The sequence below is a fragment of the Photobacterium rosenbergii genome (assembly GCF_003026455.1).
In the GTDB taxonomy this organism is placed as follows: Bacteria; Pseudomonadota; Gammaproteobacteria; order Enterobacterales; family Vibrionaceae; genus Photobacterium; species Photobacterium rosenbergii.
In genome coordinates this window covers 437723-462607 of record NZ_PYMB01000001.1, presented here as the reverse complement: position 1 = coordinate 462607, position 24885 = coordinate 437723, and the positions used below count along the sequence as shown (strand labels likewise).

The window sequence follows — 24885 nt, the reverse complement described above, 5'->3', positions numbered from 1 at the left end:
TTTGTTGCAACGCAAACACAGAGGCACTTCACGTATATCATCGATCATCTCCCGTAAGTAAGCTGATTATAATTACTTTATGATAAATCGATGACAGGTTGGTTTGATGTTGCAATCGGCAATCGTAATCTTTCTCGCAGCACTTGTTGGTTGGCTAGCACAACGTACTGGGTTATGTATGGTAAGAGGCGTGAGTGAACTGCTTGAACGTCGTCCGTCCTTTTTGTTGGCAATACTTTGCTGTGGGTTTTGGTATTGGCTTATCGTCCCTTTTACTAGCCGAGAGTGGTTACCTTTCTTAGCCAACCGATTCGATGGCACCATACATTTTATCCTCGGCGGTTTGCTTTTCGGGGTAGGTGCCGCTTTAAATAAAGGCTGTTCGATATCAACCATTTCAAAGCTTGCCAGTGGACATTTCTATATGTTCGCTACCGTCGTTGGCTGGATTATTGGCTGGCTACTTTTGCCTACGCTAACCCCACCCGTGAGTTACCAGCCTCTTGAGAACATCGACACGCCTTCCCTACCCGCTCTTCTGGTTATAGCGATAGGGTTGCTGTTTACAATATTGAAGACTTCAGCAACTCTAAGAAAGTTACTGTTTGGTGTCATTTTCTTTGGCATTACTGCTAGCACTTTAACACTGATGGAGCCTCAGTGGTCACCGAGTCAATTGCTCAAAGATATTTCCTACACTATTTATCATAGTGAATCTCAAAATTGGCCCGAGCTTGAGAGGTACTTGATTCTGTTAGGTTTAGTGGTCGGGATGGCATTTGGAGCCAAAAGTAGATTACCGATTAAGGCTTTTGAAGTTCGAGCTAAGCAAATAGCTTCTCATCTATTTGCTGGAGTCATAATGGGGCTAGGTGCTTCTCTCGCATTAGGCGGCAATGACTCGCAACTGCTGATTGCCTTACCAGCATTTTCACCTGCTGGAGTGGTGGCTATCATTTCCATAATACTTGGTATTGCAGCAGGGTTAGTCACTCGTAATGTGTATAAAAGACGAAAGAATAAGAAAAACCGTAGCACTTAAGCTTTATAGCCATACCTATATAGGCATGGCTATATCCATTAACTCGGAGTCAACCTGCGCTACAGCAGCATGAGTTACTGGTATCGACCGTGGCGCTGCAAAAATTCGATCTTGTAACCGTCAGGATCTTGAACAAAAAAGAACTTCGCAAACAATTGGCCATCACGGAAGAACTCTTTGATTTCAGCGGGCTCGTAGCCTAACTCTGTCATTTTTTGGTGCTCATCTTCAAGCTTATCAACCGCAACAGCAATATGGCCATAACCACTGCCATGGGTGTAGCTTTCGGTACCTTCATTCCACGTCAGCTCGAGTTCCATATCATTTTCTTCATTGCGAAGATAAACCAAGCTAAACCCTTCAAAATCAAGGCGCTCAGCAACATCAAGATCCAATGCTTCTTTGTAAAACTTCAACGACTTAGTCAAATCACCGACACGGATCATTGAGTGAATAATTTTAGCCATCTGACATCTCCATGATAATCAATATGTTAGTGGTTATTTTGGTTGCTGACTATAGCAATTAGGCTCCCTAACAACAAGCAGTTTCCCTTTTCTATCAATCAGTTATTTTTTCAATATTGTGACAAATACATCTTCCGTCCAGCGCCTCATAAGTTAGGCTTAAAGTATGAGCCGACTATGCTTCAGTGCTACAACGCCAAGCATTATTCCTTCACATTGTCTCTGCTTCTTTGTTTCTTCATGTTGAGGTGGCTATGCAGCTAAAACGTATTGAGATTTCAGGCTTCCGTGGCATCAAGCGGTTATCCCTTTCATTCGATGAATTGACCGTACTGATTGGTGAAAATGCCTGGGGTAAATCTTCACTGTTGGATGCCCTCGATATAGCGCTGTCACCCAATGCAACCTTCCATACCTTTCATTTTGATGATTTTCATGTCGACTACAGCGCTGGCCATTCCAAGATGAGTCATCTCAATATCATTTTGCACTGGCAAGAAGATTACCCTGGTGAGCACAAAGCCCGGCGATATAAAGCATTTTCACCGGTATGGGTTAACAGCCAAGAGCATTGCAAAGCACTATATTACCAAATTACGAGTAGCGTATCGGGAGATAAAATATCGACTAAAAGACGGTTTCTCGATAAGCAAGGCGAGCCTATAGATTGTGAAGACAACGACAAACTCGCGAAACAACTCATGGTGCTCCACCCTATTGTCAGGATACGTGATGCAAGACGCTTACGTGAGTATCATCCACTCTCATCTTCAAGTACGACTAATGGAAATGGGCAACATAATGGGAATGGCGTAGAACGCCGAAATGATGACAATACACGTATTCAACGGCGGCTAGATAATACGTGTAGACGCCTTATGACAAAGCCTGGGCATGTTAGCCAAGCAGAGATCAAAAGCAGCATTAATGCTTTGAGGACGTTAGTTGATCATTATTTTGCCTTCACCCCCCATTACAGGAATCAACACTTTGACCGCGCCCATTTCCCAGAGCGGGCACAGTATGCCATTAATCCACTTGAACAGCTCACCGAACCCGAGACAACCAAACAAAGTCGGCTTGTTCTTATGGGTTTGCTTAACGCGTTTATTCGAGCAAGAGGCCCCGTTGAACTAAAACGTATCTCACGCCCAATTTTGATCTTGGAAGATCCTGAAGGTCGATTACACCCGACGATACTCCACCAAGCATGGACATTTATTAGTAAAATGCCGATGCAAAAAGTACTCACTACAAACAGCCCTGATCTTTGTTCAGTTGTCCCGCTTGAGAGCGTCAAAAAGCTGATTCGGAAACCCAATAAAACCAAAGTCTATTCCATCATCGATCATAAGCTCAGCCGTGATGAAGAGCGACGGGTAACTTTCCATCTTCGCGTCCACCGCCCAAGTGCCCTATTTGCTCGAGCTTGGTTATTAGTTGAGGGGGAAACAGAGGTTTGGCTATTTAACGAATTAGCTAGAATCTGCGGCTACAACCTGGCCGCTGAAGGCGTACAAATCATTGAGTTCGCACAAAGTGGCTTAAAGCCGTTGATTAAAGTTGCAAGGCATTTCGGTATTGAATGGCACATGATTGCAGATGGAGATATGGCCGGGAAAAAGTATGCTGATACGGTGAGAAATATTTTAGGCAATGAAGCTGAGCGCCACCGCCTAACAATATTGCCAAAGAGAGATATCGAACACTTCCTCTTCTTTAATGGGTTCGAACCTCTGTTCAGGGACTTAGCCAATATCCCAGTTGAATCACCGGTAACCCCTAAAAAGATTATCCAAAGAGCACTGAAAAAACATGCCAAGCCGGACGTTGCCCTTGCGATGATCAATTTCATTGAACAAGAAAATGTCGATAACATCCCTATTTTATTGCGCTGGATCCTCAAACGCATAGTGGCTATGTCTAGGGGGCAAAGTTGAATATGATTATAAAAATAATAAGTTAATCGACTAAATCAAACACTACTCATACGAAACTTAGATTACGGTAATGAACATAGAGTTCAAAACTAATTTCTAGAAAAACATAAAACTTAATGCTAGAATTTATTATGTTAGATATAACCAAGGAGAAGGTATGTTTATCATTTTTATATTACTAGCCCCATATCTATTAAAAATATTTATCATAGGGGGTGCATTTTATATAGATGATAGTAATAGTTATATTAAAATACTATTCAATGACAGCAAAGTTATTCTCTTGTGCTTCTTCCTATACTCCCTTGCAAACATCAGTAATATAAAATTTTTTTACACTCTACGCTTGTTTTCTTTTTTCATCTTTATTTTATATCTGATAGACACATTTTTAATATTATTGTTTTCAACCCGACTTTATTATAATGACATTTTAAACATGTTTAATGATGCATTTTTGCTGTTTGATACTTCAGATATATATTTCGTGCTTACTTTACTATTTACGGTATTGCTATTTTCAGTTTTTATTCAACGAAAACCCATAGATAAAAAAAGTCATAAGCTTTTGTCATACTGTTTTATAACTTTAGCAGTTTCGGTATCTTTGAATTTTTTTCCAATCAAACAAAGTACTGCTCGCGAGATTTTTTTTCAAGATTACTTTTCCGTAAACATCAATACGACTAAAGATAAAGAATATTCTGATAAGTTTATATCTAGCTTCACTTACTCCCCTATAGAACAATGCAGCACAATACAAGAAAAAAAGCCTGATTCTATATACATCTTCTTAGTTGAATCCTGGTCAAACTACCACAGTGCATTCTTTGGAAATGAAAATAACTGGACGCCAAATTTAGACTTTACAGCTAAAAAAAACATTTCAATGACAAATTTTCATGCTAATGGTTTTACTACTGAAGCTGGTTTGTATTCAATTTTAACTGGAAATTTTCCAGTTCTTTACAAAAAAAAAATGAAACTAGATGGCGCTGTAGGATTAACAAACTTTAGTAACACTAAGACCCTACCAAAAGAATTATCTAAATATGGCTATCACAGTTACTTTGTTACTTCAGGGAATCTGAACTTTTTAGATAAAGGAAAATGGTTGAGAGAAATTGGCTTTTCAACAATTATAGGTTCTGATGATTTTCCGAAAGGTAGTCAAAGGTATCTTTTTAACTCTGTTTCTGATGAAGAACTTTTCAATAAAGTTTCAACATTATCAACTGATAGTACTAAATCCGACTCTAAACTTATTGTTGTTGAGAACGTTTCAACACATGCTCCATTTTATTCACCTGATAAAAATGGTAATATTGTCCAATCTGAAGAATCAGCCTTCTTATATACAGATAAATTGTTAGCTAATTTAATATCCACTATAGCCACACCAAACAACTTAGTAATCGTTTTAAGTGATCATAGAGCAATGACACCAGTCACCAGTACAGAAAAACAATCTTCGGGACTATTGGCAGTCTCAAAGGTTCCAGCATTTATGATATGGGATGATATAAATATTCAAATCGATGAGGAATTCCAACAAACTGACTTGATGAACTCAATAGTTGGCCTTGTAAGTGATCAACAATGCTTTAGTGACGTTTTAGGCTCTGTATTCCCTGTAGAGAACGCAATTAGTCCTAAATGTATCTTACACTCCAGAGGTGATAATCGAAATATAATTACAGCAAAATGCAATCAGAATTTTGAAGCATTTAACATTTTGCTTGATGGAGATAATACGAGATCAATTAATAAAAAAGTTGATTCAAAGTTGGCTTTAGATATCATAAACCATTCAAGAATAATTCAAAATTAAGGCGAAATGAAGTCAGTATAAACTTCTGTCACATCATATTTTGTTTGCAACTCTATGAGTTCTTCCCTATTATTAGCTGTATGAACAAAACTAGTAATGTCATAATGATTTAACTTTTGAGCTTAATCCGTTTATTGCTCTATGCTTTGGCATAGTTACACCAACCTTCCCATCAAAGCGACTAAGCCAGTAAAGAACATTTCTATTACTGCCATTAAACTTGTACAACGTCAAAATAATGGATTCAAAGCCAATTTCTTTTACCTCTGAAAACTCGTTTGGATTGTAAATTTGTGGTATTACTCTTTTGTTAGAGTCTGGAATAATACTATGAATTTTCTTCAAGGCATCTAGATTACTTCCTTTTACATCAGTTATTAGTATTGCAGAGGGATTATTCATCATCCAGATTGATAGACCATGTAACGTACAGTTCTTATACTTTCTGAAAGTTCAACGGATTTAACAAACTGCTCTAAAGATAATCTGTCAGAAGGAATGTATCCGAAATTTGAATAAAATGAATCATTCCAATCATGTAAGCAAACTATCTCATTATCAAATGTAAATACGAAATCAATCTCAAAATAAGTAAATCCTTTTTTTTATATTATTATCAAGAGCTTGATATGAATTAGTATAAATATCATTATTAACACCACCTTCTGCTTGAGTTACTCTCCCTGGTGTTAATTTTGAAACTTTAATATCTACAGGTGGTATATACACTAATGATATCGTATAGAAATAATGAAAAAGAGCCCCATATTATTATTCTAAAAACAAAATTAAAAATAAACTTACGCTCAGCCACAAACTTACACCCTTTCATTTAAACACCCATTTACCTAGCATAAAATAGTTTATCGCTGCAATAATTAGTGCCGATAAAAATGTTGATAAATGTTTATTTACTTGGACATGCTCAACCAAAATAAAGATTATAAATGCGTTAAAAAAAACACCAAAAATGGATAAAACAAAAAACCTAAAGAAATAGTGGCTTTTATATCCACCACATCTAAATGTGAATGTTTTTTGAACAAAAAATGAAAAAATAACACCTACTATATAACCAAATATTGATGCTTGTATTAATGGCATCAAGTTATTATAGATGCAAAAATTAACTAGAAACAGATTGATTCCAGTTGAACTTCCTCCAACTAAAAGAAATCTAAATAAACTATTATCTAATCTATCCAGAATAACATTCATTAATACTAACCTCAGAAATCATTACCTCACATAATGATCATTATTCATCTAATTATTTTAGAACATTTTCTTGATAAAGAATTTCAAAGTCTTCTAATTTACCACCTTTAATCTTTTCATACGACAAATAGTTAATCATTTTTGATTCAAGCCTTCCTCTACTCACATTATCTAGAATTAAACCTGTAAAAAAACACAGAACTGATATGATACCCAATCCACTAGCTAATACAGCAGTGGGTAACCTCTCGACCAAACCGGTTTGAAAAAACTCAATCACGACAGGAATACCACTAAATAAAGATATTGATACAAAACACATTGATAAAACAGAAAAAAACAGAAGTGGCTTTACATCCCTCAATAAAAAGAAAATGAAATTCATAATTTTAAAACCATCACTAAAAGTTTTTAGCTTGCTTTTTGTTCCCTCAGGTCTACTTTTGTACATTGTGGCAACTTCTTTGATTGGCATTCTATGATGCAAAGCGTGTACTGTTAATTCAGTCTCAATTTCAAATCCATCACTAAGAACTGGGACTGTTTTAACAAACCGCTTGCTCATTACTCGATAGCCAGAAAATACATCGTTGAGTTTAGAGTTGAAAAACATACTTATCAGGCTTGTAAAAACCTTATTCCCTATGATATGCCCTCTTGGGTATGCATCTTTTGCAACAGAACGAGTACCAATGACCATATCTAAGTTTTCATTGACCAAACATTCAATCAATTTAATTACAGCATTTGCATCATAAGTATCATCTCCGTCCGCAAGAACATAGATATCGGCTTCAATGTCTGCAAACATCCTCTTAACCACTTCACCTTTACCTTGGCGACTCTCTGTATAAACTTTAGCTCCCGCTTTTTTAGCCTCATTAATAGTATTGTCCGTCGAATTGTTGTCATAAACATAAACAATTGAGTATGGTAAGACTTTATGGAATGCCTTAATTGTTTTGCCAACAGCGCCCTCTTCGTTATAGCATGGAAGTAAGACAGCAATGTTCATCCGTTCTATCATAATACGTCCCTATTTACCTTGTAGAGTTTTACTCCACTTGAAGACTCTTCGATTAATGAGAGCCATTGTGGAATATGTTTTTCATTCAATCGATGGATAAATGAACCATTTTCTGACTTCGATAAGAGGATATTTGTACCAGCGTCGCTTCCTATCATAATGTACTCAAATTCATATTTTCTAACTGCCTTCCTTACATAATCAGAGTTTGTAGAAGAAAATATCTCCACCATCAGAGTATTGCCATCAATATTTCTATGATAAGGTGCTGCAATAATTTTATTATTGGTTAATGCTAATATTGGCGCTCCATATTCTGTGGGCGCTAATATTATACTATTATCAATATCATTACCTTTCAGGATATCTATTTGAGAAGGGTTGCTTACATCATTTTTATGTTCATTGTCTTCAGCAATATTTTCGTAAGTAAAACTATTGATATAATTTGGAATTGTTTTCGTTATTAATATAGGTGTGATCGGCATGCAAACTAACATAATTAGTAGTCTCTGAGTTTGATTTTTATTACCCATCATCAAAACATCACACAGAACCGCTTGAAGTGGAATAGCAAACAACAAGACAGAAAAAATAGTCCTTACTTGCCAAAATAAAGGTAAATTTAACAATACCATAAATACAACATAAAGAAAAAATATGTCTTTTCTCTTGTAGATCGATATAATAGAAATTATTGAAGGGATTATAAAGATTAGGAAATTATGCTTATCAAACAAACCACCTTCTCTTACTATATTCAATATTGATCTTGCCTCAATAACGTGGTCAAGCCAAAACGTTTGTAATTTATCTGGATAGTTAAAAAACAACCCGGAGTACAGTAATGGAATAATTGTTAACAATGGAATCACTGAAATAATTGCTATTAATGTATATATTACAGCAGTATTTATCCTTCTTACTCTTTCACTTTTAAAACATAAAATTGACAGGCTACAAAAAGTAAAACCAGAAAATAGCAATACTATACACATATATGATATAGCATCGAATCTCGCAACAAATATTTCAGATATTGGTCGATTAAGTATAATAAACAACAGTGTAAAAATACAAGAGCTAATACAAACCTTATTACAATATAATAAATAATGCTTTGAAGTAGCATATCCACATATTGTCATTAAAAACAATAATATTGCTATTATTGGCAAGTTTTCCATTCCTACCCAAAGAGATAAACCAATTAATAATCCGTGTAACCAACAAAGGAGCTTACTTTTAGCCTGATACTTATTAAGTGGAAGAAATGCAATAATCCACGCCAATAGAGCCAATTGGATATTATGATGATCAATGGAGCCTGGGTTAAACTTAGTTATGAGTGGTGATAACACAACCATACAAAGTGCAAGTTTTGCAGCGTCAGGACCAGATAATCGATATGTAAAGAAGCTTACGGCTGTACAAAGGGAGACTAAATATATAAATGGAACAACTATCATTGCCAATATTTCAGCAGTTTGCTGTCCCACCAACGACTTTAACACCAATGTCACCGCTGCAAGTGGGATGTCAGGTAATCTTGACCAGTGGATTATTTGACCATGCTCAGGATTAAAGTTGTCAATCGGTTGCAAGTACCAGTTTCCCTCTTGTATCCAAGAAGTGAACTGATAATACCTCATGTAATCATCATTATCGCCAAACTGCAGATTTCTTAGCTCTTCCCAACTATGTATGGTTAAGGCTAAAAAAACAAAGCTTGCTAGAATCAGAGCTAACAATGCTAGCTGTTTGATATACCTAAAATCTATCCGTGATTCTTCTCGCACATCCATTATTCATTTCTTATTATTCCATCCCTATATTCAGTATGGTACACAAATGATAGATGTGTAATTGGCTACGTTACTCGACTTCAAAAGATTTTATATATCCTGAAAGTGGAATTTTTTAGTTTTTACGGCCACAAATAGAGTTCCGTGATACCATGCCTAGTTGATTACTCTGAATATGAGTTTTGAACAATCATTGCTTTTCAAAAAACAAAGTTACCGTTCCTACTGTAAAACCCCACTTAGTCATCTTTGCGGTGTTAAAAAGTCGCTTTTCATCTTGTAGATGCATCCAGTCATTGAATTTTATGTCGTATGCTGTTTCATCTACGGGTATGCGTAGTACGTATTGCCAATGAAGTGTGTTACCTAATGCGATACCTGTTGCTTCTCCCACAACATCATCAGCTTGGCCAGTGTAAGTACCGTCTTCGTTTTGGCTGATAACCCATACTCTGCGCTGTTTTTCTCCGTCATCGAATCGAAAGTCTTCTTCAAGCGTTAAGACGTCCTCATTTACCGTTCCTATAATATCAACAGTAAACCGTCTAGTTTGCTTTCCACTTCTGTCTTGCAACATCCCCCATGCCTTTATGTTGCCTTCAAAATAGCTAAACAAATTAAAAACCGGTTTAGTATTCTGATAATCATTGATTGTTGCACTACACCCGAACAGACCCAACAAGGACATCATCAACCATCCAATCAGCCAAAAGCGGTTACCTGTTTTCTTATCAAGTGGCATTAGCGTTTACCTATCAATTGACTGCGAATTTCTGGGTATGCAGTATTTGGCGACAACCAAATCTGTAGGAAGGATTGAGACATCTCGAAGTCTTGAAGCACCCCAATTTGGCGGTTGTCCTGAAAAAAAGCGCCTTGATTATCATCCAAAACGAAAATCAGTCGGTCACCTTTTCTCACATCAGGCCAGATTTCTTCAAGACGATTTGTCCATTGGGTCCGCTTGCTGGAGCTAATGCCAAGATGGCGCCATTGATCATTTGTAGCTTCTATCAAATCTTCACTGTCGATATTTCTGTGATAGCGTATCACTAGCGCAAGGTTGTCGCCCTCCGCCTGATACTTACCATCTGGAGAACGTAATTCCGAGTCATATATTACCCATGGGCCCCACGTTAACCGGGCATCACCAACAGACGGCCAAGTTTGCCAAGGTGTTGATGCGCTCGCACCAGCAGATAAACAAATCATGAAAATTGCGAAGAAACTAAAACGGTTAAAGATTAATTGAAGGTATTTCATATCTCCCCCTCGGGTCACCGGCACAGGAAATTGGATCTATAAATAATTGGGTATGCCGCGTTTCATCATCACAGCGAGAGTCAGTGAGAAGAGAAGCCAAAGAACAAATAGAATGAGAAACGTTGTTTCTACGCCCTGAGGCCAATTAACAGCCTGTAATCGATACCCAGCGAAGTAACTCATCGACCCGCCAAGGCCCCCCAACAGCCCAATAATAATTGCGGGGTACCGGGTAATAGTGGTTCTCATGAACCATACAAAGGTGCCAAAACCCAACCACAACATAATTAGCCAAGATGGAAGAGTGCTGCTGCCAAAAGAGAAGATGTTGTATACGCTCAGGAAGTAATCCATAAATACACCAACAGCAGCAATGACTACAGCAGATTTAATACCGCCTGGAAACTTCAACCAGCATGCAACAACAAGTAGCACAAGTACCCACACGTAAGCCTGTTGCCCTAATACCGCGATAAGCCAATACGTATTGAATAGTAAGCCTGCTAACAGAAGTTTTTTTCCAGACATTTTCATCTTCCCGTCTATTCCAGTTCGATGCCTTAAACAACAAATTTCTGTCCGAGTTAGGAAGAATAAGTGGTTTAGGTACGCCACCCGCTTCGGCTGGCGACTAACTGGACAGTACTTATACTTCGTTCCAAAAAACCACCTTCGCAGTAACAAAGGTAATAACGCCACATCCTTATGAATCGCTCGTCAAATCCGCTCTGCAGATATTGCTCGATGTTGCCGTTAAAGCCATCATGCCAATCAGCCAGCGTCTTTGCGTAATCCATCCCCATATCTTTAAGGTCGCGTATAACAAAGTCTGTATGCTGGGTAAGGTGCTGAGAAAGTACTGTCACAGAGGGTAAGAATCCGCCTGGGAATATGTACTTCTGAATAAAATCGACACCTTTGCTATAGCTTTCGTACCTCTGGTCAGCGATCGTGATGGCCTGTATGGCCAATAACCCGTCTCGTTTAAGCAATGACTGACATTTTTTGATGTAAGTCGTCAGGTACTCTTTCCCGACCGCCTCAATCATTTCAACAGAAACGATTTTGTCGTATTGCCCTTTCAAGTCTCGGTAGTCATCGAGTAGAAGGGTGACTTTATCGCTGAGTCCTTCTTCTTCAATGCGCTTTTTTGCCCATTGATGCTGAGCATCAGAAATAGTAGTCGTTGTAACCCGACACCCATAATGCTTGGCTGCGTGTACCGCTAGAGCTCCCCACCCTGTACCAATTTCCAACAAATGGTCATGTGGTTTTAAGTCCAGTTGCTTACACAGCCGATCCATTTTATTGAATTGGGCCTGTGAAAGGCTGGTCTCATCACTGTCGTATATCGCCGCCGAATAAAGCATATTCTCGTCTAAAAAGGTACGGTAAAAGTCATTACCAAGATCATAATGGGCAAGGATATTTTTCTTAGATGAAAGCTTGCTGTTACGACGGGTGTAATGCAGCCATTTGTTCTTGAGAGTCGTGATCCAGCCGACTTTTGACTCCATTCTATCGAGGGTTGGCAGGTTACGGGCTAAAACACGAACAACCTGTGTGAGATCCGGAGAATCCCACCAGCCATCCATATAGGCTTCACCCGCAGCAATACTGCCTCCATCCAGAATGCGTTTATAAAACCCTTGATGTTTAACGATCAATTGCGCTTGCAGCTCCCCATCGCGATCACCAAAGAAGTAGGTTTCACCTTGATTTTCTGAGACCATCAAACCGCAACCACTTAGTTGCTCTAAAAACCGAAAAATGATTTTCCTCGCAACGCGATCTGTTCCTGAAAGGGCCGCTGCCCCTTGGCTTACTTCGCTATTTAACATGATACCTCTACTCCTTATTATTCGATGGTGGAGGAAAATGCTTATTCTCATTTACCGTCGCTGGTGAATGGGCACTATTTGGGTGTGAGTAAAATGGCACTTTTTTAAGCCAAAGCCTCAACGCCTGCCAATAAATACCAAACACAACTTTAACTGTTTGGATTGGCGTTTTGGCAATGTGCTGCCAGAGACTAAAGCTTGTCATTGGATGACGCTTCAAGGCCATTGTGGCATCCAGCACTTTGATATCAGATTGCTGTTCATGGATATCCAAATGTAGAAAAACATTGGAAGCTGGCTGTTTTAATTTCCAATAGTAATGCTGCTCCATTGGATTAAACGGCGAAACATGAAACGATTTCTTCTCATGCCATTGCTTTTTATCCCAATATTCAACAGCAGGTAACGCGTAGTAATGTTTTTCATTCCATGGCGTATTACTCACTTCTGCGAGAACCCACTGCCACTTGCCCTGCTCATCAAATACGTAGTACATATTCAATGGGCTAAAATACATCCCCGCGTAACGCAACTGGCAAAGTAAAAACACCTCACCTTTAACCGTCTCGTGAGTTAACTGCTCGAGCTTGTCCAAAACCGCTATCTTTAGCGCCTTACCTTGCTCTTGAATGCTTGCATCTGTGACATCGCCAAGTTGTTTGCAACCACGTAAGTAATCCGAAATCTTAAACCTAGCAAAATGATACCAACGGTTACCGAACCCGAATACGCGCTTTTCTAGCTGGCCTAACTCATCGAGGTTGATGAGCGGCATGAACATCGGGTATTGGAACTGGTGCGAAACTGGTGTGTACCTACGATGCCTAACTACACCTGAATACAAGCCGCTGTTCATGAAGCCCCCCTACTCCCTGCTTCAATAGCAGCCAATTCAGGAGAGTCCTGTTGGGGCATTTCTTGCCCTGTTTGAGTCAGTTTATTTATACCCTGCACAACGTCCAAAGCACTGCGTACCCCGTCTTCATGAAACCCGTTGTACCAATACGCCCCGCAATACCATGTATTGTCGATACCATTTACCTGTTCTCGGCATTGTTGGGCTTCAAAACTCTCTGTGGTGAAAACCGGGTGGGCGTAGACAAACTTACGCAGTATTCGCTCGGGTGCGATGTGATCAGTCTGGTTAAGCGTGACACAAAAAGTTTCTGGTGCATCAATACCTTGCAAAATATTCATGTTATAAGTCAAGGTTGTTTGCTTGTCTTCCCACTGACCGTCATCATTCTCACCCAGAAAATAATTCCATGCCGCCCATGCCGCTTTGCGTTGGGGCAACAAATACTTATCGGTATGCAGCACTACATCATTCTTTTGATACCCCAAAGCGCCCAGTATTTTTTCTTCAGCCTTGGTAGCATCTGACAACATATTCAATGCCTGATCACTGTGGCTGGCAAAAATAACGTGGTCGTAAATTTCGCTTACACCGTTAGCCGTTACTGCTATTTTTCCATGGGTACGCTTTACACTCGTGACTGGGGATGACAGGCGAATTCGGTCTTCAAAAGGTACCACTAGCCGTTTCACATACTCACGTGAGCCGCCGGGTATAACATACCATTGCGGCCTGTTTGTCACCTCAAGCAACCCGTGATTGCGGAAGAAACGAATGAAGAACTCAAGCGGAAACTGTCTCATGTCTGATAACGTCGATGACCATATCGCCGCTCCCATTGGCAAAATATAATTCTCGCAAAAATAGGCATTGAAGCGGTGTGTGGCGAGAAATTCTCCCAACGTTTGGTTCTTTCCGACCTCAGAGGCGAGATCGACATCACGTGCCAATCGGTTGAAACGCAAAATATCGTAGATAAAACGATAGAAAAAAGGATTCAGTAGATTTCGTTTTTGCGCGAACATGGAGGCAAGGCCGTGACCATTATATTCAAGGCCATTGATTACATTGTGGACACTGAAGCTCATCTCGGTGGGTTGGCCGACAATGCCGAGTTCCGCCAAGAGCCTTTCGAAATTGGGATAAGTTCGGTCGTTGAATACAATAAAACCAGAATCAATGGCATATTTCCCGCTCTCTACTTCAACATCTACCGTCGCGGTATGGCCACCGATGTAATCATTCTCTTCATAGAGCGTAATGTCATGGTGTTTATTAAGATAATGCGCGCAAGTTAGACCAGAGATCCCACTGCCTATAATTGCTATTTTCATGCGGTTTTTCCTGTCATACGTTTCACGGTAGCCAATTGCAGCCGTAGAGGTAGCAAGGCAATAAACTTCAAGAACAAACTAAATTTCAGCGGGAAATGTATTTCCTTTTTCTTCGCCTCTATCCCATTTCGTATTTTTTCCGAGGCAAACTCTGGCGACATCAACATCGGCATCGCAAAGTCATTTTTGTCCGTCAGTGGCGTTTTTACAAAGCCTGGGCTAACTAAACTGACCGTCACCCCTTTGTTTTCCAAATCAATAGCCAAAGTATTGGCAATATATGCGATGGCAGCTTTTGAAGAACCATATGCCTCTGCCCTAGGCAACGGAAGATAAGATGCCGTTGACCCGATAATAACCAGGTGTGTATTTTCATTAAATGATGACTGCAATGCTTCAATACAATTAAGCAAGCCAAAAATATTCACCTCATAAACACGGCGGAATAAAGCAACATCAACGTGACCGTGCTCGATATATTCGCAGGTGCCTGCATTCAATATAATCAAATCAGGGATTTCATCTAGCGCCGACAGCATTTGTTGTACATCCTGGTTGTCGGTAACATCGAAATTGACCGTTGTGATATTGCCGTTTTCTTCCGAGAGTGCCAGTAAACGCTCTTTGTTCTGTCCACAACCAAGTACCGACCAGCCATTTTTCGCGTAATCTATGGCAAGTTGCTTACCTATTCCCGAACTCGCACCTGTGATAAGGACTTTCTTTGACTTCGCCATGATTAAAGCCTCGCTTTAATTTTGCGCACAATAGGACCAAGCAGCGGGATCCCTTCATAAAGCATTTGGCCCATGTCGAAATAATCTCTGTGGTGTATTACTTTCCCTTGAGCAAATACTAATCTTGAGCAACCGTGAACTAATCGACTTTTACCTGATTGCAATTTTGGATGCTGGAATGTCATTACCCATTGCACATAAGCAATATCTTCATGGCAGACTTGTTCGATAACATTAAAGCTGCAGTAATCGACTGCATCAAACAGACGAGAAAAATAATCAGAGAGTTCTTCCCAGCCTTCCATTCGGTGGGCAGGATCCTCAAATACAATATCGTCATGATAGATATTTTTTAATTCAGACAAGTCTTGTTTATCGAGATTTTGATATACATCGACGAACTTGTCTGCCAACGCTACATTGTGCTCATCCATATGATCTCCCGCATATTCACGGCTACTTTATGACAAAGGCGCGATTACCCTTCCTTGGCTGTCTTGAATGTACTGATTGCCAGCAATCTTGCCTGCTTATGATCGACTATCGGCTTGGGATAATTGAGACTATCGCTGCCGGGCCACAAATGTGGCTGATGGATAAATTTATCCGGAACGTCTTTTAATTCATACAACCAAGTACGGATAAATTCCCCTTTTGGATCAAAGCGTTCACCCTGTGTTGTCGGATTAAATACCCGAAAATAGGGCTGTGCATCAGTCCCTGTCGAAGCCGCCCACTGCCAGCCGCCATTGTTAGACGCAAAATCACCGTCAACCAGTTGTGACATGAACCATTGCTCACCGGCCTGCCAATGAATGAGGAGATCTTTGGTAAGAAAACTCGCCGTGATCATTCTTAACCGGTTGTGCATCCACCCTGTTTGTTTGAGTTGACGCATAGCGGCATCCACGATTGGAAATCCGGTCATTCCTTGCTGCCATGCGGCCAATTGCTCACTCGATGATTGCCAATGAACTTTCTTAGTCCATTGCTGGAATGGTTGGTCACGGCATAGACTTGGGTACGCAACAAGCAAATGGCGATAAAACTCCCGCCAGATAATCTCGTTTAACCAACTGAAAGCACCACTTTCTGGTTCATCTAGGCACATCGGGCTGACGGCTACCAATACTGCTATACACTGACGGGGCGACAACATGCCTAAAGCCAGGTAAGGAGATAGGCAACTGGTGCCATCTATTGCTGGTATGTCACGTTGTTGATGGTAATCCTCCACTTTTTCGTAGCAGAATGTCACCAACCTTTGACGAATCGTCTCCTCATCGACTGGCCAAGCCATGCTGTCAACGGCCGGATAGGTCAAAGCAATTTCACCGTCGTCATTAAACGCTGATGGCATTTTCACCGGCTTTGGAATCGGCAACGGAGCCGGAGACAAAGAATGAAAGTGTTTAAGCCACTCTTTTCTAAATGGAGTAAATACTTTGAAAGCCTCACCTTTTTGCGTCAGCACTTTACCGGGGGGAATGACGCAGCAATCGTCGAACAGACTAAATTTAATTTTTGCTTCTGCCAGTTGATGACCTGTGATGTCATCGCGCTGCAATTCATTCCATTCATATTGTTTGTTGCAGAAAACATGGGATACGCCTTGCTCTTGCGCGAACTCCACCAACAACTTGGCGGTTTGGTCATAATCAGCAATCTCTTTGAAAACCAGAGGAATGCCGATATCCGCCAACTGTTGTTTCAAAATGGGTAGCCGACGCCTGATCAAATCAACCTGAATCGGAGCAATATGGTGTTCATGCCATTGCATCGGGGTAGAGACATACAGCGCAATGAGCTGGTCACAATGCTTCGCTGCTTCGTACAAGGCTGTGTTGTCAACAACACGCAAGTCTGAGCGAAACCAAACTAGACCAATTTGTTTATGCTGACTCATGCTGCCACTCCAATAATTCAGGATGAATAGTGTTGATACTGCCGATTGTCACCAATTCACAACCAGTACTAGCCATTAAATGCTCTAGCTGGCCAGGTATATCCAGAGGCAATTTATTATCACCATCAATAAACAACTTCTTATCCACCCATGAATTAAGTAAAGGTGCTAAAGATGCAAGCTTTCCTTTTAACCGAGGCAACATCATGACACTGTAACCTAGCTCAGATAACTCAACGGCTTTGAGCCAGAAGCGTGAATTTGGTTCCTCATCAAAGCTAACCAGAAGGCACGGCTTCTTATTGCGCTTTCGAGAAGCAGCTATCAACGACAGGCACCTTTCCTGAAAAACACTTCTCCATACGACCATCTGCATATCCAGCAAAGGATTGTCTGGTTGCGAAATTTCATTAATCACCGCAGCGATAATTTTGCTTTCCAGAACCTTGGCCGGATACTCTTTCATTAGCTGGATAAGCTGTTTATCCAAAGCAAAAGAATCTAACTTTGCCAATGAGGACAGAACATTGCCAATCGCTTTCTGGCTCTCGTTTTGATTATCTTCATCAACCAGTGGGGAGAGTTTACCCAGCATGGGTTTTACTTTGCCAATGGCAACACCCTTATCAAGCCATTCGACAATTTCTTTAATCTTGTTAATGTCTTGCTCGGTGTATAGGCGATGCCCCTTATCGGTCCTCATCGGATTCAACAACCCGTAACGCCTTTGCCAAGCCCTTAATGTCACTGAATTCACCCCGGTAATTTCAGAGACTTCTTTAATTGCATAATATTTGGTATCAGAGTCCATAGCGTAATTTCAAATCTTCCGGATATGGGTCAAGGAAAGTTTGTAGCTGCAAATACGGATCAGGATATTCACGCAGGTAATGCTTGATTAATGCTAATGGCACAAGGATAGGTTGATTACCCTCTTTGTAGCTCATAATCAGTTCCGACAATTCTAGCTTTTGTTCTTTGGTTAACGAACGCTTAAAATAACCCTGTAGATGCATCAAGACGTTTGTTTTATTTTTTCTAGAAGCACGCTCTTTTATCGCTTCCATAAACTTGAGACGATACTCTAAATAGAATTCGTTAATATCCCACTCACTGATGTGGGCTACCATGCCACCTAACGCTTTATAAGCTGTTGGGTTGTGCGCCATCAATACCAGTTTATATCGCGAGTGGAATTTAACGATTGCATTAGCAGAAAGTTGGTCTCGCACCGAACGGTAAAAATCATTCAGGGCAAAAATACGGAAAACAAAGTTTTCACGCAGCACGGGATCATTGAGTCTACCGTCTTCTTCTACTGGTAACCAAGGCATTTTGGCCATCAGTTCCCGAGTGTAGATACCTACCGAACCACCGGGTACTGTGTTGTTGTTTGGGATATGGAGTTTGACACGTTCCATGCCACACGTTGGCGACTTGGCACAGACCACATACCCGCAAAGATTGTCGAATTGAGAGACTTTCTTGTGAGCGAACTCCACCATTTTATCCGTGTGATCAATATCTTGGTGCTTGCTCTCGACTAATCGAATTTCGTTAGAAGGTAGTTGCAATAAGCGGATTACAGGACGAGGAACCGGCATGCCGATACCCATTTCAGGGCAAACTGGCTTGAAGGTAAAATATTTGGTTAGCTCGTCAACGATGAAACGGTTTTGTTTGTGGCCGCCATCGAATCTCACTTTCTCGCCTAAAACGCAGGCACTGATTCCGACTGGTATTTGCATGACTATCCCTACCTTGTACAAATTAATCTCTTGTACAAGGAAGAGTAGTAGATTGGATCATTTATACAAATATTTTTTTTGTACAAATGCAATTGATCACATAATTACCCTTTCACATAATGGCTCTTGATTGGAAGTGATTATTTGCACTCGCTCGCTATCCATTGCAGGTAGTCGCTGTATCCAGCAGTGATCGGAAGCTGAATGATTTCCGGTGTATCGTAATCGTGATTGGCAAGTATATCTGCCTCTACTTGTTCATAGAGATCGGTGGTGGTTTTTATCATGACCAACTTTTCATGATCATGGTTAACCGCGCCTTCCCAGTGATAGTAGCTTTCAATAGCTTGCACCTGAACACAAGCAGCCAAGCGCTTTTCGATTAAAGAGTGGATAATTGCCTTTCCAACAGCATCATCGGAAAAAGTTGTCATTACCACGCATTTATCACTCATCGTATCTATCCCAATTATCAACGTTAAGTTCAAAAACCATATCAAAAAGGGGGAGCAAACTGCTCCCCCCTGTTTCAATTTCTTTCTAATATTACGGACACTTAGAGACCATCAGTTGTTCAGGCTCGCCGCTGTCAGAGAATTTAAGGCTCCACACGTACTTGCCTGCCTCAGGTAAGGTGACAGCAGTATCTTTACCATAACCGCCGCGTTTGAGCGTCGCAACTTTACCCGGTGTTAGCTCAAGGCCGTCAGCGGTAAATTGCGGCGACCAATCTTTACTGGCATATTGCATTCTAAATGCACCGGCCTTCTCATCGACAATCGCTTGGTAGGTATTATCCCCTACATAACTGTAAGCACGTCCTGGCTTGTGCTTCCAGCCTGCGTCGACAAAATCACCCACCACATACAATGTCTTCCCGACAGGGCCAGTACCATCGACTACAGGGTTATCGCATTGAGCCATAAAGCCTTCTCCCATTAGCGAGGTTGAGGTGGCTGCTACAACTTTGGTCAATCCGTTTGCTGACGGCTTGGCAATTTGCAAGAACTTGGCTTCAAACGGCGACAAATTAATTTGATACTCACCACCAACGGCCTCGTAGGTTTTTCCTGACAGTAGATCAACCAATTGACCTTCAGAGGCAATGTCCTCGGCGCGAATAGAAATAATTTCCGCCTTTGTTGTCGTGCTGACCATATACAGCAGTGCTTCTTCATCACTCTGCTTATGGTCTACATAAACAATATCATTGGCAATTATGTTGGTACGCTCGCCACGGCTCAAGGCAGGATGAGATGCTCGCAACGACATCAATTGAGATACGTAGTGCTTCAAATCACGCTGGTTAGTATTTAGGGAGGCTGTTACTCCCTCAATATTTGCGCTGGTACGGGCGACATGATCATCACATAGACCTTGTACAGCACAATCTAGCTCAACTTTCTTCGCATAACCTTCAAGCTCATCACCAATTTCTTCACCATAATACAAGGTGATCGGCCCTGAATAGGCTGCCTGGAAAGACAGTGCTGCTTTGTGCCTTGCCCAATACTCAGGCTGTTCAGGTGAGGCAATATCACCGCGTTGCAGTAAGTCACCAAAGCGGACTAGATCGTGGTTGCCCAGCATCAAATTCGGTTTTGCGTGTGTTGGGTATAGGCTATGAAGGTTCATCCCTTCATCAAGCCATTTACCACCTTTGCCACCAATACTGTTTTCGTTTACCGCAAAGGTTTCTACAACGCGGTAACGAACTGGGAAATCAAATGCGGAGCAAAGGGCCGGGTCGCCCTCTTTGCCATATCCTGTTTCATTGATGTAATTCTCATTGTTCCAGATCTCGGCAACCATATAGCCTAACGGATTGACGGTTTCACCTTCAGAGTTGGTATATGTCACTGACTTGGAAGCTTCGTCCACGCTTGCTCGTATTGCCGCCCATGCATCAGTAGGAACCTGATAGGCCTGATCGAGTCGCCAACCATCAATCTTTAACTCTTTGATCCAGTATGTTGCTACTTCCTGATAAAACTCTAGGCTTTCCGGATAGCTGACCGGATTATTTTCGCCGACAGGCAGGCGTCCTTCAGGTGATGGCACGACATTGTCTTTGTGGTGGCCGAAAACACCATCGAAGAAGACGTAAAACCCTTTTTCATGGGCTTTTTCAACCAACTCTTTGGCTTGTTCCATCGTGCCAAAACGCGGATCGATAGCAAAGTAATTACTGGTGAAATAGCCAGTTGCATCAAGCCTATCCGCCCAGTGGTCCTGCCCTTCAATAGGCACTGAGTCGAAAATCGGCGTCAACCAAATCGCATTCATACCCAGTGACTCGATGTAATCCAAAGAATCAATGATGCCTTGCAAATCACCTTTGTGATGACTGGTACCATAGCCAGTACCATGGCCTATGCTGTTATCACCATTAACGAAACTTTCAACCATGATCTGATAGATACGCAAATCGTCTGATTGCGTCATCATTGAGGTATCGCACATGTAGGCATTTGAGTTAGTGCCTGCAACTTCAGCAACATTGTCTGCACTGTTACAGCCAGCCAGTGATGCTGCAATCGCAACAGCAAGCAAAGATCGTAGGTTCCTTTTCACATCGAGTCTCCAAGTTTTTAGTTATGATTCCTATTATTCAGATAATTGGAATCCCTATACCCTCCCCCTTGCTTTATCAGGTAGGCGTAGAGAGGGGGCGTAGACAATGGGGCAGACATTTTTATTTAAATCCTTCGTATTCAGAGGATGATGTTTATAGAAGCGCCGCTACAAAATGAGAGGGGAAGCATTTTTTTGTTACTCACTAGCAACTAATCAACTCGCATACTGTTAAAGACTCGACATTTTCATGTCTGTGAATGTATGACTTTAAATGTTCGTGAATGAGTGCTCAAAATTTGAAATTGCCTGCGGATGAAGCCAATGTCGCTCAAAATACAACCACCTATGAAGTGCCTAACCATAATTCTGTTTTTCCATTGAATTACACTGTTAAAATACACCACAACAACATTGCTTATTGATAGGTACCAAACCATGCAACATGACCAATTCGAAACTCTAGTTAAAGCACTTTGTGAATTGGACTCTGTACCTCAGGTTCTTGACGCGCTAAAAGCGAATGAGGATACAGAAATCGCAGAAGCCGCAGCTTCACTGACAGGCCAGTTCAAGATGGCTGAGATTGAAGGTGAGCAGCGCATTTACCATGTATCATTTGAAGAAAATGATCAGGGCGAACAAGAAGAGTACGCCGAGTGGATCATGAATGTCGGTGATGATGTGATCAAGTTCGTAGCTTGGTTCTTCTTCGATATGTTCGACGTGAAGGCAAAAGATGTCTATCAAGCTGCAGGCCGCACTTACCAGCAGCCAAAACGAAAATAAGTTTTTTGCGCTAAATAGCCTTATCGGTCCTTACTAGAAATGCCCCGATAAGGCCTCTTACCTCAGCGACATCTAATGTCCTACAGAACATACTCATTCGTTGCCAAATAAACGTTTACGGTATTCCCTTGGTGAACAACCATGATATTGACGAAAGCGATGGGTAAAGTTAAACGGATCTTGGTAACCCAAACGCTGGGCAACCATACCAATAGTCCACTCCTGGTAATAGAGTAAATCCACCGCCTTCTCCATCCTTAGTTGAATGAGACGCTGCTGAGTCGAACAGTTGTAGAGTTGCTTAGTGATCCGGTTCAGTTGCTCTGTACTTAGGAAACATTGCTTCGCTATTCCTTTCACGGTCCAGTTAAGATGAAGCTGTGACTCAATATCATTGAACACACTTTGAACCCGCAAGACTGAATTGGAAGGGGCCAGGTTAGCACTACCTAACATCAAACGAGATAACTCACTGGCGAACAACTTCCTGTAACTTGCTCGCCCCCCCACCTCACTATGTAACAGGTTCATTACCGACCAAACTTGCTCGCAGATTTGGGTATGTTCGACACGCTGGCCATTGGCCACCAGAGGTAGCCACTTATCAGTAGGCTTCAACAGCACCCATGCCATTTTCCAGCCTTTCTTCTTATCTGCCAATTCAAAGCGGAACGGCTGCCCTGCCGGCAAAATAGTCAGGGTATTTGGCATCAAATGGTACTGGCGCTCTGCAAGGGTCAGTAACCCTGCCCCCTCCTGCGTTAGCAACAGCGTATGGTTGGTGGTTGACACCCGCTCTATCTCATATCCCTCGGCCAATTCAGCTAAACCCGCCATAAAGAAGCCGTTATCTGTCAGCTCGGGAAGATCCGATTGAGTCAGAAACCGCTCTTTACAAGCTTGGGCAAGGTAAACCTCTTCATTCCAGTCTGTTTTTGGCTGCTCCATAGCAAAGCCCACAGTGACAGATTCACACAGGTTTTCTGTACTTTCTAACATGTCACTCCATTTTTGTGTTCGTTATAGTTGCCGTCCATTACCAAGCAGTTCTATCTCTACAAACCGACCTACCTTTTATTGGTATGATCCGGAGACTGACGATGACAACAATCAAAAAAAATCAAACAGCATTACCGCCAGACCTCTTTGCTCGAATTGCAAAACTGGCTTTCCCCGTTGCCATTCAAAGTGCCCTTGTGGCGATCCTCGCCTTGGCCGATGTATTGATGGTGAGCGATTTTGGCCAGTCAGCTACCGCAGCTGTCGGTATCGCTTCAAAATGGCACTTTGTTGCCATTATGATCATGGCAGGCCTAGCGTCTGCCAACGGCATACTAGTTTCCCAGTATTGGGGAAAAAAAGACAGTATTCATGCCAAAACGGTAACTATTCAGGCAATGAAACTGGGAGCCACTATTATGGTTCCGGTTACCTTTGTCATCACTGTATTTGCACCGCAAATCATGCGGCTCCAGACCAATGATCTGGAAGTGATCATGCAGGGCAGCCAGTACCTATGGTACAGCTTTCCGGTATTGATCCTTACCCACATCATCATTACGCTTGAATCAAGTTTACGTGCAAGTGACGATGCCCTGCTACCGTTGATTTTTGGTGCCATCACCATCGCATTGAACATCGCCTTGAACTTCCTATTGATCAAAGGCGGATTGGGTATTCCAGCAATGGGAGTTGCCGGTGCAGCGCTAGCAACCACCATTGCTCGATTTGCACAGGTTTTAATGATGTGTGCGGTATTGGCCTACCGCAAGCATTGGTTGATTGTTAGCCAGTCCATTCGCAACCACCAAACATTGTGGATGACGTACCGCAAACTGGCTATCCCTCAATCTCTGAACGCGCTGCTTTGGGCATTGGGAACACTGACCTACCAGATCATTTTCGGGCATATGGGCACCACCGAACTGGCAGTTTTCAGCATGATTGGCCCTTTTGAGTCACTGCTTTACTCTGTGTTTATGGGTATTTCCGTGGCTTGCTCGGTGCTGATAGGACAATCTTTAGGCAGAGATGAATTTGAGAAAGCCCAGGCAATGACGGTTTTCTTCCTGAAGTTCGTACTGTTTGTAGGGCTAGGAATGGGATTGTTCCTTTACCTTAACCATATGTTCGTCCTATCGTGGTTAAACCTTAATCAGGATGACTTACTCCCGTTGGCGCAGCCTGCGATGTTTGTGATTAGCATCGGCATCACTTTAAGAATGCTCAATATGATCATCATCAATGGTATTTTACGTACCGGCGGTGAAAACTTGTTCTGCCTCCGTATGGATTTCATCGCAATGTGGATGATAGGAATTCCATTTACCGCTTATGGTGCTTTTATTGGCGAATGGTCTTTCGGTTGGGTTTATCTGGCGCTGCTGGCGGAAGAAATTGTCAAGCTGTCGCTGTGTTTCAACCGATACCTAAAACGTCGCTGGCTAAATAACCTAACCGTGCAACCACAACCGGCGAATGCCTAATATCCCCCAATAAAAAGCTGG

At 41.5% G+C, this 24885-nt stretch carries 24 protein-coding genes; 5 read left to right on the top strand and 19 right to left on the bottom strand.

The window, feature by feature from the left end:
• Window positions 1-190: 190 nt before the first annotated feature.
• Window positions 191-1042: a YeeE/YedE thiosulfate transporter family protein gene (locus C9J01_RS02280; protein ID WP_237156843.1), complete on the top strand. Its 852-nt coding sequence runs from the start codon at window positions 191-193 to the stop codon at window positions 1040-1042.
• Window positions 1043-1116: 74 nt separating this feature from the next.
• Here C9J01_RS02280 and C9J01_RS02275 read toward each other — a convergent pair whose 3' ends face one another.
• Window positions 1117-1509 carry a VOC family protein gene (locus C9J01_RS02275; RefSeq protein ID WP_107296478.1) on the bottom strand — a complete coding sequence of 131 codons (393 nt, stop codon included), beginning with the start codon at window positions 1507-1509 and terminating at the stop codon, window positions 1117-1119.
• A 254-nt stretch (window positions 1510-1763) separates the two neighbouring features.
• Here C9J01_RS02275 and C9J01_RS02270 point away from each other — a divergent pair, with 254 nt between their 5' ends.
• Window positions 1764-3449, top strand: a complete 1686-nt coding sequence (locus tag C9J01_RS02270) for an ATP-dependent endonuclease (protein ID WP_107296477.1) — start codon at window positions 1764-1766, stop codon at window positions 3447-3449.
• Window positions 3450-3888: 439 nt separating this feature from the next.
• A complete protein-coding gene (locus C9J01_RS02265) occupies window positions 3889-5280 on the top strand; it encodes a sulfatase-like hydrolase/transferase (RefSeq protein WP_158264477.1) in 1392 nt (463 codons plus the stop codon).
• A 99-nt stretch (window positions 5281-5379) separates the two neighbouring features.
• Here the strand turns inward: C9J01_RS02265 and C9J01_RS02260 are convergent, their stop codons facing one another.
• The 17 genes from C9J01_RS02260 to C9J01_RS02180 all read right to left on the bottom strand — a co-directional run bounded on the left by C9J01_RS02260 (window position 5380) and on the right by C9J01_RS02180 (window position 21589).
• The gene (locus C9J01_RS02260) at window positions 5380-5685 is read right to left on the bottom strand and encodes a PI-PLC domain-containing protein (protein WP_107296475.1); all 306 of its coding nucleotides are present in this window, start codon (window positions 5683-5685) and stop codon (window positions 5380-5382) included.
• Window positions 5686-6108: 423 nt separating this feature from the next.
• A complete protein-coding gene (locus tag C9J01_RS02255) occupies window positions 6109-6498 on the bottom strand; it encodes a GtrA family protein (protein ID WP_107296474.1) in 390 nt (129 codons plus the stop codon).
• A gap of 52 nt (window positions 6499-6550) precedes the next feature.
• On the bottom strand, window positions 6551-7525 hold the full coding sequence (locus tag C9J01_RS02250) for a glycosyltransferase family 2 protein (protein ID WP_419686090.1): 975 nt from the start codon (window positions 7523-7525) through the stop codon (window positions 6551-6553).
• A complete protein-coding gene (locus tag C9J01_RS02245) occupies window positions 7522-9330 on the bottom strand; it encodes a hypothetical protein (protein ID WP_107296473.1) in 1809 nt (602 codons plus the stop codon). Before C9J01_RS02245 ends, C9J01_RS02250 begins: the two co-directional genes overlap by 4 nt.
• 190 nt (window positions 9331-9520) lie before the next feature.
• Window positions 9521-10021 (bottom strand): DUF3833 domain-containing protein, encoded by a 501-nt coding sequence (locus tag C9J01_RS02240; RefSeq protein ID WP_107297391.1) that lies wholly within the window; start codon window positions 10019-10021, stop codon window positions 9521-9523.
• A 50-nt stretch (window positions 10022-10071) separates the two neighbouring features.
• Window positions 10072-10593: a chalcone isomerase family protein gene (locus C9J01_RS02235; RefSeq protein ID WP_237156842.1), complete on the bottom strand. Its 522-nt coding sequence runs from the start codon at window positions 10591-10593 to the stop codon at window positions 10072-10074.
• A gap of 36 nt (window positions 10594-10629) precedes the next feature.
• Window positions 10630-11121 carry a DUF2878 family protein gene (locus C9J01_RS02230; RefSeq protein ID WP_158264476.1) on the bottom strand — a complete coding sequence of 164 codons (492 nt, stop codon included), beginning with the start codon at window positions 11119-11121 and terminating at the stop codon, window positions 10630-10632.
• 74 nt (window positions 11122-11195) lie between these two features.
• Window positions 11196-12434 (bottom strand): SAM-dependent methyltransferase, encoded by a 1239-nt coding sequence (locus C9J01_RS02225; protein ID WP_107296471.1) that lies wholly within the window; start codon window positions 12432-12434, stop codon window positions 11196-11198.
• Between the two features lie 7 nt (window positions 12435-12441).
• The gene (locus tag C9J01_RS02220; RefSeq protein ID WP_107296470.1) at window positions 12442-13290 is read right to left on the bottom strand and encodes a DUF1365 domain-containing protein; all 849 of its coding nucleotides are present in this window, start codon (window positions 13288-13290) and stop codon (window positions 12442-12444) included.
• The gene (locus C9J01_RS02215) at window positions 13287-14624 is read right to left on the bottom strand and encodes an NAD(P)/FAD-dependent oxidoreductase (RefSeq protein WP_107296469.1); all 1338 of its coding nucleotides are present in this window, start codon (window positions 14622-14624) and stop codon (window positions 13287-13289) included. The genes C9J01_RS02220 and C9J01_RS02215 overlap by 4 nt, the downstream gene beginning before the upstream one ends.
• Complete coding sequence (locus C9J01_RS02210; RefSeq protein WP_107296468.1) at window positions 14621-15361, bottom strand: SDR family NAD(P)-dependent oxidoreductase; 741 nt, start codon at window positions 15359-15361, stop codon at window positions 14621-14623. Before C9J01_RS02210 ends, C9J01_RS02215 begins: the two co-directional genes overlap by 4 nt.
• A gap of 2 nt (window positions 15362-15363) precedes the next feature.
• Window positions 15364-15795, bottom strand: coding sequence for a nuclear transport factor 2 family protein (locus C9J01_RS02205; RefSeq protein ID WP_107296467.1), 432 nt, complete (start codon window positions 15793-15795; stop codon window positions 15364-15366).
• Between the two features lie 44 nt (window positions 15796-15839).
• Window positions 15840-17249, bottom strand: a complete 1410-nt coding sequence (gene phrB, locus C9J01_RS02200) for a deoxyribodipyrimidine photo-lyase (protein WP_201797794.1) — start codon at window positions 17247-17249, stop codon at window positions 15840-15842.
• A gap of 4 nt (window positions 17250-17253) precedes the next feature.
• Entirely contained in the window at window positions 17254-18078 is an 825-nt protein-coding gene (locus tag C9J01_RS02195) for a MerR family transcriptional regulator (RefSeq protein WP_107296465.1), read from the bottom strand.
• Window positions 18068-19015 carry a YbgA family protein gene (locus tag C9J01_RS02190; protein WP_107296464.1) on the bottom strand — a complete coding sequence of 316 codons (948 nt, stop codon included), beginning with the start codon at window positions 19013-19015 and terminating at the stop codon, window positions 18068-18070. The genes C9J01_RS02195 and C9J01_RS02190 overlap by 11 nt, the downstream gene beginning before the upstream one ends.
• Before the next feature lie 140 nt (window positions 19016-19155).
• Window positions 19156-19470: a divalent-cation tolerance protein CutA gene (gene cutA / locus C9J01_RS02185; protein WP_107296463.1), complete on the bottom strand. Its 315-nt coding sequence runs from the start codon at window positions 19468-19470 to the stop codon at window positions 19156-19158.
• A gap of 91 nt (window positions 19471-19561) precedes the next feature.
• Entirely contained in the window at window positions 19562-21589 is a 2028-nt protein-coding gene (locus C9J01_RS02180; RefSeq protein ID WP_107296462.1) for an alpha-amylase family glycosyl hydrolase, read from the bottom strand.
• Between the two features lie 438 nt (window positions 21590-22027).
• Here C9J01_RS02180 and C9J01_RS02175 point away from each other — a divergent pair, with 438 nt between their 5' ends.
• Window positions 22028-22378 (top strand): hypothetical protein, encoded by a 351-nt coding sequence (locus tag C9J01_RS02175; RefSeq protein ID WP_107296461.1) that lies wholly within the window; start codon window positions 22028-22030, stop codon window positions 22376-22378.
• 93 nt (window positions 22379-22471) lie between these two features.
• On the opposite strand, the gene C9J01_RS02170 is transcribed toward C9J01_RS02175, so the two are convergent.
• Entirely contained in the window at window positions 22472-23377 is a 906-nt protein-coding gene (locus C9J01_RS02170; RefSeq protein ID WP_107296460.1) for an AraC family transcriptional regulator, read from the bottom strand.
• A 101-nt stretch (window positions 23378-23478) separates the two neighbouring features.
• On the opposite strand from C9J01_RS02170, the gene C9J01_RS02165 reads away from it, so the two are divergent.
• A complete protein-coding gene (locus C9J01_RS02165; RefSeq protein WP_107296459.1) occupies window positions 23479-24864 on the top strand; it encodes an MATE family efflux transporter in 1386 nt (461 codons plus the stop codon).
• Window positions 24865-24885 lie beyond the last annotated feature (21 nt).

Bases quoted from the DNA above. Each gene is read 5' to 3' on its own strand.
- C9J01_RS02275 (WP_107296478.1), bottom strand. From the start codon at position 1,509: ATGGCTAAAATTATTCACTCAATGATCCGTGTCGGTGATTTGACTAAG.
- C9J01_RS02270 (WP_107296477.1), top strand. From the start codon at position 1,764: ATGCAGCTAAAACGTATTGAGATTTCAGGCTTCCGTGGCATCAAGCGG.
- C9J01_RS02265 (WP_158264477.1), top strand. From the start codon at position 3,889: ATGTTTAATGATGCATTTTTGCTGTTTGATACTTCAGATATATATTTC.
- C9J01_RS02260 (WP_107296475.1), bottom strand. From the start codon at position 5,685: ATGATGAATAATCCCTCTGCAATACTAATAACTGATGTAAAAGGAAGT.
- C9J01_RS02255 (WP_107296474.1), bottom strand. From the start codon at position 6,498: ATGAATGTTATTCTGGATAGATTAGATAATAGTTTATTTAGATTTCTT.
- C9J01_RS02250 (WP_419686090.1), bottom strand. From the start codon at position 7,525: ATGATAGAACGGATGAACATTGCTGTCTTACTTCCATGCTATAACGAA.
- C9J01_RS02245 (WP_107296473.1), bottom strand. From the start codon at position 9,330: ATGGATGTGCGAGAAGAATCACGGATAGATTTTAGGTATATCAAACAG.
- C9J01_RS02240 (WP_107297391.1), bottom strand. From the start codon at position 10,021: ATGATGTCCTTGTTGGGTCTGTTCGGGTGTAGTGCAACAATCAATGAT.
- C9J01_RS02235 (WP_237156842.1), bottom strand. From the start codon at position 10,593: ATGAAATACCTTCAATTAATCTTTAACCGTTTTAGTTTCTTCGCAATT.
- C9J01_RS02230 (WP_158264476.1), bottom strand. From the start codon at position 11,121: ATGTCTGGAAAAAAACTTCTGTTAGCAGGCTTACTATTCAATACGTAT.
- C9J01_RS02225 (WP_107296471.1), bottom strand. From the start codon at position 12,434: ATGTTAAATAGCGAAGTAAGCCAAGGGGCAGCGGCCCTTTCAGGAACA.
- C9J01_RS02220 (WP_107296470.1), bottom strand. From the start codon at position 13,290: ATGAACAGCGGCTTGTATTCAGGTGTAGTTAGGCATCGTAGGTACACA.
- C9J01_RS02215 (WP_107296469.1), bottom strand. From the start codon at position 14,624: ATGAAAATAGCAATTATAGGCAGTGGGATCTCTGGTCTAACTTGCGCG.
- C9J01_RS02210 (WP_107296468.1), bottom strand. From the start codon at position 15,361: ATGGCGAAGTCAAAGAAAGTCCTTATCACAGGTGCGAGTTCGGGAATA.
- C9J01_RS02205 (WP_107296467.1), bottom strand. From the start codon at position 15,795: ATGGATGAGCACAATGTAGCGTTGGCAGACAAGTTCGTCGATGTATAT.
- C9J01_RS02195 (WP_107296465.1), bottom strand. From the start codon at position 18,078: ATGGACTCTGATACCAAATATTATGCAATTAAAGAAGTCTCTGAAATT.
- C9J01_RS02190 (WP_107296464.1), bottom strand. From the start codon at position 19,015: ATGCAAATACCAGTCGGAATCAGTGCCTGCGTTTTAGGCGAGAAAGTG.
- cutA (WP_107296463.1), bottom strand. From the start codon at position 19,470: ATGAGTGATAAATGCGTGGTAATGACAACTTTTTCCGATGATGCTGTT.
- C9J01_RS02175 (WP_107296461.1), top strand. From the start codon at position 22,028: ATGCAACATGACCAATTCGAAACTCTAGTTAAAGCACTTTGTGAATTG.
- C9J01_RS02170 (WP_107296460.1), bottom strand. From the start codon at position 23,377: ATGTTAGAAAGTACAGAAAACCTGTGTGAATCTGTCACTGTGGGCTTT.
- C9J01_RS02165 (WP_107296459.1), top strand. From the start codon at position 23,479: ATGACAACAATCAAAAAAAATCAAACAGCATTACCGCCAGACCTCTTT.